Source organism: Acidobacteriota bacterium (assembly GCA_016703965.1).
In the GTDB taxonomy this organism is placed as follows: Bacteria; Acidobacteriota; Blastocatellia; order Pyrinomonadales; family Pyrinomonadaceae; genus OLB17.
In genome coordinates this window covers 26,147-32,312 of the sequence record JADJBB010000028.1, presented here as the reverse complement: position 1 = coordinate 32,312, position 6,166 = coordinate 26,147, and the positions used below count along the sequence as shown (strand labels likewise).

Annotated in this window: 7 protein-coding genes; 6 read left to right on the top strand and 1 reads right to left on the bottom strand. The window is 51.5% G+C overall.

The features are described from left to right. Positions 1 to 508: 508 nt before the first annotated feature. A complete protein-coding gene (locus tag IPG22_23280; GenBank protein MBK6591189.1) occupies positions 509 to 724 on the bottom strand; it encodes a hypothetical protein in 216 nt (71 codons plus the stop codon). A 743-nt stretch (positions 725 to 1,467) separates the two neighbouring features. Between IPG22_23280 and IPG22_23275 the strand changes: the two genes are divergently transcribed. The 6 genes from IPG22_23275 to IPG22_23250 all read left to right on the top strand — a co-directional run bounded on the left by IPG22_23275 (position 1,468) and on the right by IPG22_23250 (position 6,142). Then, positions 1,468 to 1,845 (top strand): hypothetical protein, encoded by a 378-nt coding sequence (locus IPG22_23275; GenBank protein ID MBK6591188.1) that lies wholly within the window; start codon positions 1,468 to 1,470, stop codon positions 1,843 to 1,845. 417 nt (positions 1,846 to 2,262) lie between these two features. Further along, on the top strand, positions 2,263 to 2,520 hold the full coding sequence (locus IPG22_23270; GenBank protein ID MBK6591187.1) for a single-stranded DNA-binding protein: 258 nt from the start codon (positions 2,263 to 2,265) through the stop codon (positions 2,518 to 2,520). Between the two features lie 696 nt (positions 2,521 to 3,216). Next, positions 3,217 to 4,098, top strand: a complete 882-nt coding sequence (locus tag IPG22_23265; GenBank protein MBK6591186.1) for a hypothetical protein — start codon at positions 3,217 to 3,219, stop codon at positions 4,096 to 4,098. Between the two features lie 29 nt (positions 4,099 to 4,127). Further along, a complete protein-coding gene (locus IPG22_23260; protein MBK6591185.1) occupies positions 4,128 to 4,817 on the top strand; it encodes a hypothetical protein in 690 nt (229 codons plus the stop codon). Positions 4,818 to 4,965: 148 nt separating this feature from the next. After that, the gene (locus IPG22_23255) at positions 4,966 to 5,409 is read left to right on the top strand and encodes a single-stranded DNA-binding protein (GenBank protein MBK6591184.1); all 444 of its coding nucleotides are present in this window, start codon (positions 4,966 to 4,968) and stop codon (positions 5,407 to 5,409) included. 79 nt (positions 5,410 to 5,488) lie between these two features. Next, positions 5,489 to 6,142, top strand: coding sequence for a reverse transcriptase-like protein (locus tag IPG22_23250; GenBank protein ID MBK6591183.1), 654 nt, complete (start codon positions 5,489 to 5,491; stop codon positions 6,140 to 6,142). Positions 6,143 to 6,166: the final 24 nt, after the last annotated feature.

Genomic DNA, 6,166 nt, shown 5'->3' with positions numbered 1-6,166 from the left:
TCGATATTCCGAAGAGCTACACAGACTATAGCCATTGATTACTTCCCGGCATTGTGACTAGCTAGGTTCGACCATTTGAAAGAAGTGGCGAGCTGACAGAATTTCACCACCGGCTTCCCAAATCATCGGCCAAAGAAAGAGGTACCATTTGCCTGAATAAATAGAGGTTGGTTGATACAAACGAAGCACGACCGTTTGAGTGTTGCAACCAGTCCGCAGCCTTAAGGAACCAACCGGACACGTAGTCGAGAAAACCTGGAAGTTCGTACGGTTCCTCACTGACCTCTCGAATTTCCGATTTCTGCTCTTTACTCTGCCAAGTATTTCCCAGATACGGCGAGTTCCCACGAATGCTCAAGTCTCCCCACCCCTCATTCTCAAAATTATTCTAAGCTGGCCGGTCCAGAGGCGTGCTGAAAGGTCATCGGCATATATCTTTACGCCCGTTCCGGTCGGTGGACAGATGCTTAGCCAATCGAGCCACCGTGCGCTGCCGAAAACGATCCAGTTAGCAGCATCGAGCGGCTGAAACTCGGCGGCGCAGGCTTTGACCGCGATAAAGTAAGTCCGATTGATACTCGGCGATGATGGAGTGCGAGACAGGCGATCTCGGCCAGAAGAAGTTGCGAAGCTCGATACCGCGAAAGTTGTTGATCGGGATGTCAGGTGGGACGGTTCTGCATCGCCTCGCCCGCTTGTTGATCTCTGCTTCGATCTCCCGCATCTGCTTGTAAGCGATAACGAGGAATTACCTGATCCGCAAGCCGGGTCGAAGACACGAATTCAGGCGATGCGTTGGCGCAGGTTCAGGAGTTGCAGGCATTGTCGCCCACTTCCTCAAGCTGGGTTCGCAGGTCATCGAGGAAAGAGCGGATTAAGAACCTTCAGGATGTTTGGCACGCTGGTGTAATGCATACCCCTCGCACCGCGTTCGCTGCATCATCGGCCACCGCCACCAGATCATTGAGCCGAAAATATCCGGGTTGATCTTTGTCAATCGAGACTGCCGACGCATGCAGCAAATATGAACGAAGCGGTACGACTGAAGCGAGGCACATCGAACTGCCGGAGAAAAGACCACCGTTCACGTATGGAAAAGTGTTCGCTGGCCCCGGATATTCTCCGCCACACGTTCTGAAACCTTGGTGTTCATCAGACTGGAAGGTTCCGGAAATTGCACCTCATGGTGTTCGAAGAATCCCGCTCGCTCATCTGCTCGATAGTCGCGGTGACCGTCCCTCACCATTAAATATGCAATTGTCCTCCGCGAAAAAGCAAAATATGAGCCGAGAGCCATTAAGTGATTCAAGTCCTCATGAAACTCCTTGGTCCCCCAATCCGGATTCTCCTTGAGTAACTCGATGTAAACCCGATTCAACAGCCCGCCAGTAGCCTTGATATCGAATGCGTTCTCACGAATTTGCTTGACCGTTGTTATGCCAGCAAGTGCCAGAGAAGAAAACCAAAGTGGTCGGAGAACTTAGCGTAGTCGCAAGCGACCGTTTTGCCATCCGCAATATTTTCGGCTTCAAAGGCTTTACCGTCCGTGGCGAGGATAAACTTGACCTTCTGCTTCGCCGTGGCCGGACTCTGCCGCAGGGACTCAACGCGGGTGGGAACTTCTCCCTCGGGACAAACTTTGATGTGAATGTTATTTCGCTGAAGAACCCCACCGGGCAGGTCCGACTGGTTCGTGGTTCCGCTCTTCAGCCGTCGAATCGTCGTTTCCTTATTCCCAAAAACCTCAAGGAACGCGAACGGAAAGCTTTCCGCGTCGAAAGCTGCTCAGCGAGCATGGAAACAGCTTCTTCGATTTCGACAGCATTCATACGGAGTCTTAGTTAATAATCGCTGAGTGGACTTTCCGAACTTCAAAAAGTTATTTCCCGTTATTTTATCAGATAACGAAATGGCAGCCGATGTCAGACGTTGAAATCAGTTGGAACTATTTGATCGAACGCGGTTGTAACCCAAGAAGTGAAATGGAGCCGCCCGAATCCGTTGATCACAAGTAGCCAACTATCGCCTTTCGGCCCCCCAGGAGACGCTCCGCGATTCTCAAAGTCCCTTCGGTCCCCAACAAGATTCGAAGATCAAGCAGATAATTAGCGGCTGAAAGGTGTGCCTTCGGAGAAGGTTTCGAGGTTGTTACACACGCTTCTCGAAAATTGACCACACGGAGAATTAAGAAAATGTCAGCAAATATTTCGATCATCGGCATGGGAAGACCCGGAAACAAAAATCACGGATAACGGCACCCTCGTGGCGAGCTTTTCAATGGCCTCGAATTCATTCAGGAACAGTGCGGAGGGACGTGTCGAGAAGACAGACTGGTTCCGCGTGACGGCATTCGGAAAGCAGGCGGAGACACTTGCTCGGTACGTGCGAAAAGGTAGTCGTCTTTACGTTCAGGGCCGTCTGACCTTTAACCCGTGGGTGGATCAGGAACGAATCTCCACAGGCGGGAGCAGAGATCGTGCTTCAGGAGTTCCAATTCCTGTCGGGCCAGCCAAGAGATGAGAAGGAGACGGAGTCGCAATGCAGACGATACAGACCGCTCCAGTGGAACTGCAACAGGCCGCCGCATACTAAACCATTCCCAATTTAGCTTTCAACTGCCGTCTAGAGATCGCCCTCTTTAGGCGGCAGTGCTTTGAACTAGAAACGACAGCTATGCAGTATCGAATTGTGAAAATGAGATGGATCTCTAGAGATTTGTTAGAGCCAATCGCGACCGCATATTCCTGTTCGGTGACAACCTCGCCGGAAAGGGCTTCGGCGGCCAGGCTGCGGCCATGCGGGGCGAACCGGTGTAATCGGGATACCGACCAAGAAGTTCCCGAGTAGTCGACACAGCGCGTTCTTTACGGATTTAGAATTCGACCAAAACAAAGCGGCGATCGATCATTCTTTCGAGCTTCTGGCATCCATAAGTTCGACGACGGACCAAGTCATTGTTATTCCAGCAAACGGCATCGGAACTGGCCGGGCTCAACTCGAAAGCCGCACCGCTTACGTTCGCTTATCTGCAAAAGCGTCTAGGAGATCTTTCTTTATGGCCGGCCGATCTCGTTTCCCTAAACACACTTCTCTCGCACCTTGAGAGGGATTTTCCCAAGCCTGAATGAAAGTGCTTTTTATTCAGGGTTCTGAAGATGTGGCCCTTAATCACACGCGTCTTCGATTCGGCAACACGCCGATCCAATAGAGGAAGTTATGGCAGAAAGAATCAATATTGAACAGCTCAGAAAGCACGCTCCGAATAACCAAATGCTGGCATTTATGCCGGTCAATACCGGCTCACCTATGCAGGACTGGTGTGCGCATCTTTCATCGCATCCGTTGCGACGAAGAGAGCTAGAAGAGTTCTCGATCTTGGGCGATGTTGTCGTTCGAATCGCCGATGAGCTTGAACCGGAAGCGTTGGACCGCGTGCGGATAATGTCGCTCGAATACGCGATGAAGGTTTTGTCCGACGAGACCGATGCTAAGGAGTTCGTTAGATGCGTAAAAGCAATCGCGAGCCCGGACGCCGGGCAGTATGAATTCGAACAGATCGCAGCCCATTACTACGGTGAGATCAGGCGACGAGGTGTTGGCGAGGTTCTCCACGAAATGGGACTGCTCGGCATGCAGTTAGAAGCTGCTACGGCGACTGCCGCAGATCGAGAGATCAGCTTCGAGGAATCTCGAACAAGAGAACACAAACTTTGTGTCGCAGACCAAAGGCGAGTTCAGGAAGTTGCTAAGACTCGCAGGCCGCTGCCGCCAAAATGTCCGAACTTCGATGATGAAATGCAGGCGGTTCTGCGGCGTGTCGGACGACATAAGGTCAGCCGCATGATGGTCGACGACTTTGCCGAATTCTATCTGGAAGACGGCGATAAATCAGTCGAAGAACTCGACAGAGACTTCACGACTTTCGATCAACTTGAGCAGTTTGATGAGAACGGACTGATTGGCATAACGATGAGTTCCAGCCAGCGTTCGGTGGTGGTCTTTGATCTTGATTGTGAGATCGATGCAAACCTGTCTTCCACACGAATCAAAGAGAGCTTTCGTCACAGCTTCCAAAGCTCTTTGTATGCCATTCTTTAGGCGGCAACACCGTTCAGGAAAGACGCCGAATGATCAGCTGTGCTGGGTGGGCAATGCCTTCGAGACATCCGTTCTCGGATCGAGAATTCGAGGAATGGCTAGCACTTTCCCTTGATCAGATCTACGACAGCAAAGTCATCCGTTCGGTACGCCGTATCTACTCATTTAAGCAAGGTAGTTTCGAGATCCTTGTAGATCAGGAAATCAACCCTGACTTTGAAGAGATGCAGTACGCCGCTTCTGTCCTGCGCCTATTGTGGCAGCGTCAATACTCTGACTTTCATCTGCGAAGCCTTCGCCACGATTCGTATCAAGAAACCTACCTTGCGATTCGCGGAACGTCGGACACGGCTGATTTAGCCGAACTTAAGAAAAAAGCGTATGCAGATTTTAAGGAACACAAAAGCCTTTCCCTTAAGGAGTTCACGGCTCTTAACACCGTCGCAAAATCTCAGGAAGTTAGGTTGAAGAATCAACTTTCAATCGACGCGAAAACGCTGGCTCGAAAGGTCGAAATGGCGACTCTTGGACAGCTACGTTTTCTGAAATTCGGTCTCTATAACGACCCGGCGGCGAAGGCATTTAAGCGGCAGGAGAAACAGAAATTGTGGGACGCGGTGAGGGCACGAGACGCGGAACTAAACGAGACCGTTCGCGCCGAATCGCACGATCCAGGCGAGCCTCTTCACTCAGCCCAATGTTCAGCGAACACAGGTTAAGGTTGTGCATGCGGCCTGAAAATTGAAGAGCAATATTCAACGAAAGGGCGGCCGTATTTAGGCACAACGCCTGGAAACACTCTCGCAGATGGCGAATCGCCGTTCCGTTCGGAGAACAAATAAACCATAAAAGGAGCAAGAAAAAACCATGTCAGCAAATATCTCGATACTCGGAAATGCGGGCCGCGATGCGAGCCTGAAATATTCGGAAAAGGGCACGCCGGTCGCGAGCTTTCCAATCGCTTCAAACTCGTTCAAGAACGGCCCGGAAGGGCGTGTACAGGTCACACATTGGTTCAATGTGGTTGCCTTTGGCAAGACTGCGGAGACGCTCGCCGAGCATGTAAAAAAGGGAACGCATCTGCTTGTTCACGGCAGGCTCTCGTTCAGCCCGTGGAGCACAGATAAGGGCGAGCCCAGATCAGGTGCCGAGATCTCGCTCTTCTCGTTCGAGTTTGTCGGATCGAACCGCTCGGACGGCCAAACGGACCAAGTACCTACTGCTGACAGCCCCGAGCCGGACGTTCCCGAGTTCACGGGCACGGCTGTTCCCGAGGCACCGGTCAATGAGCCGTTCATCGATCAGTTCTGAGGTAGGTTGTTTCTGCCAGTTGGGGCATAGCGTCGGTGCCGTGCCCCAGTTTCCTATAGAGAAAAACGAGAGGTCGACAATGAGCGTTACCAAGTTAGTTGAGAATAAAAGCGGGATAGAGAGTGCGGCGGAATATGCGCCTCTTGTGACGATCTATGCGGATGCATCACGCATTAGGAATGGTGCAATCGACTCGTCGGCGGGCTGCGGTGTGGTCATGCTTGATCACAACCGACTGGAGCTAAAACTGGTTTCAAAATATTTGGGACAGATCACGAATCAGCAGGCCGAGATCCTTGCATGCACGTATGCGTTGGAGCAGCTTCGCAGATATTGTCGTATAGAGATCGTGTCAGACTCAAGATATGTAATAGATACGATGATGGGCCGAAACCACATGCGTGCAAACCGCTCGTTTTGGTCGCGTCTGGTCAAAGCATGCTACGGGCATCATGTCTCCTGGCGGTGGATAAAAGGACATTCGGGAGTGCAGTTTCAGGAAGTTGCCGACCGTCTAGCCCGTGCTGCGGCAAGAATATGCTGTGACATTTCGGCAGCTGATATGGTGCAATTGGGCGGGCTTCTGTATCACGGCTCAGACCAGTTGGATATCCGCGAATTCGAGATGAAGCTTGAAATGATTCTAGCCCAATACGAGTCATCTCATCGGTCGTTCGCTCCCGCTGCAAAATTCGATGGGATTGGCACACTGCCTTCTGCATTTTCCGCCTAGCTCATATTCTTTTAACCTTTAGTT

What these genes read in the sequence shown, in the direction of transcription:
- IPG22_23280 (MBK6591189.1), bottom strand. Translation starts at nt 724, where the DNA reads ATGCGGGAGATCGAAGCAGAGATCAACAAGCGGGCGAGGCGATGCAGA.
- IPG22_23265 (MBK6591186.1), top strand. Translation starts at nt 3,217, where the DNA reads ATGGCAGAAAGAATCAATATTGAACAGCTCAGAAAGCACGCTCCGAAT.
- IPG22_23260 (MBK6591185.1), top strand. Translation starts at nt 4,128, where the DNA reads ATGATCAGCTGTGCTGGGTGGGCAATGCCTTCGAGACATCCGTTCTCG.
- IPG22_23255 (MBK6591184.1), top strand. Translation starts at nt 4,966, where the DNA reads ATGTCAGCAAATATCTCGATACTCGGAAATGCGGGCCGCGATGCGAGC.
- IPG22_23250 (MBK6591183.1), top strand. Translation starts at nt 5,489, where the DNA reads ATGAGCGTTACCAAGTTAGTTGAGAATAAAAGCGGGATAGAGAGTGCG.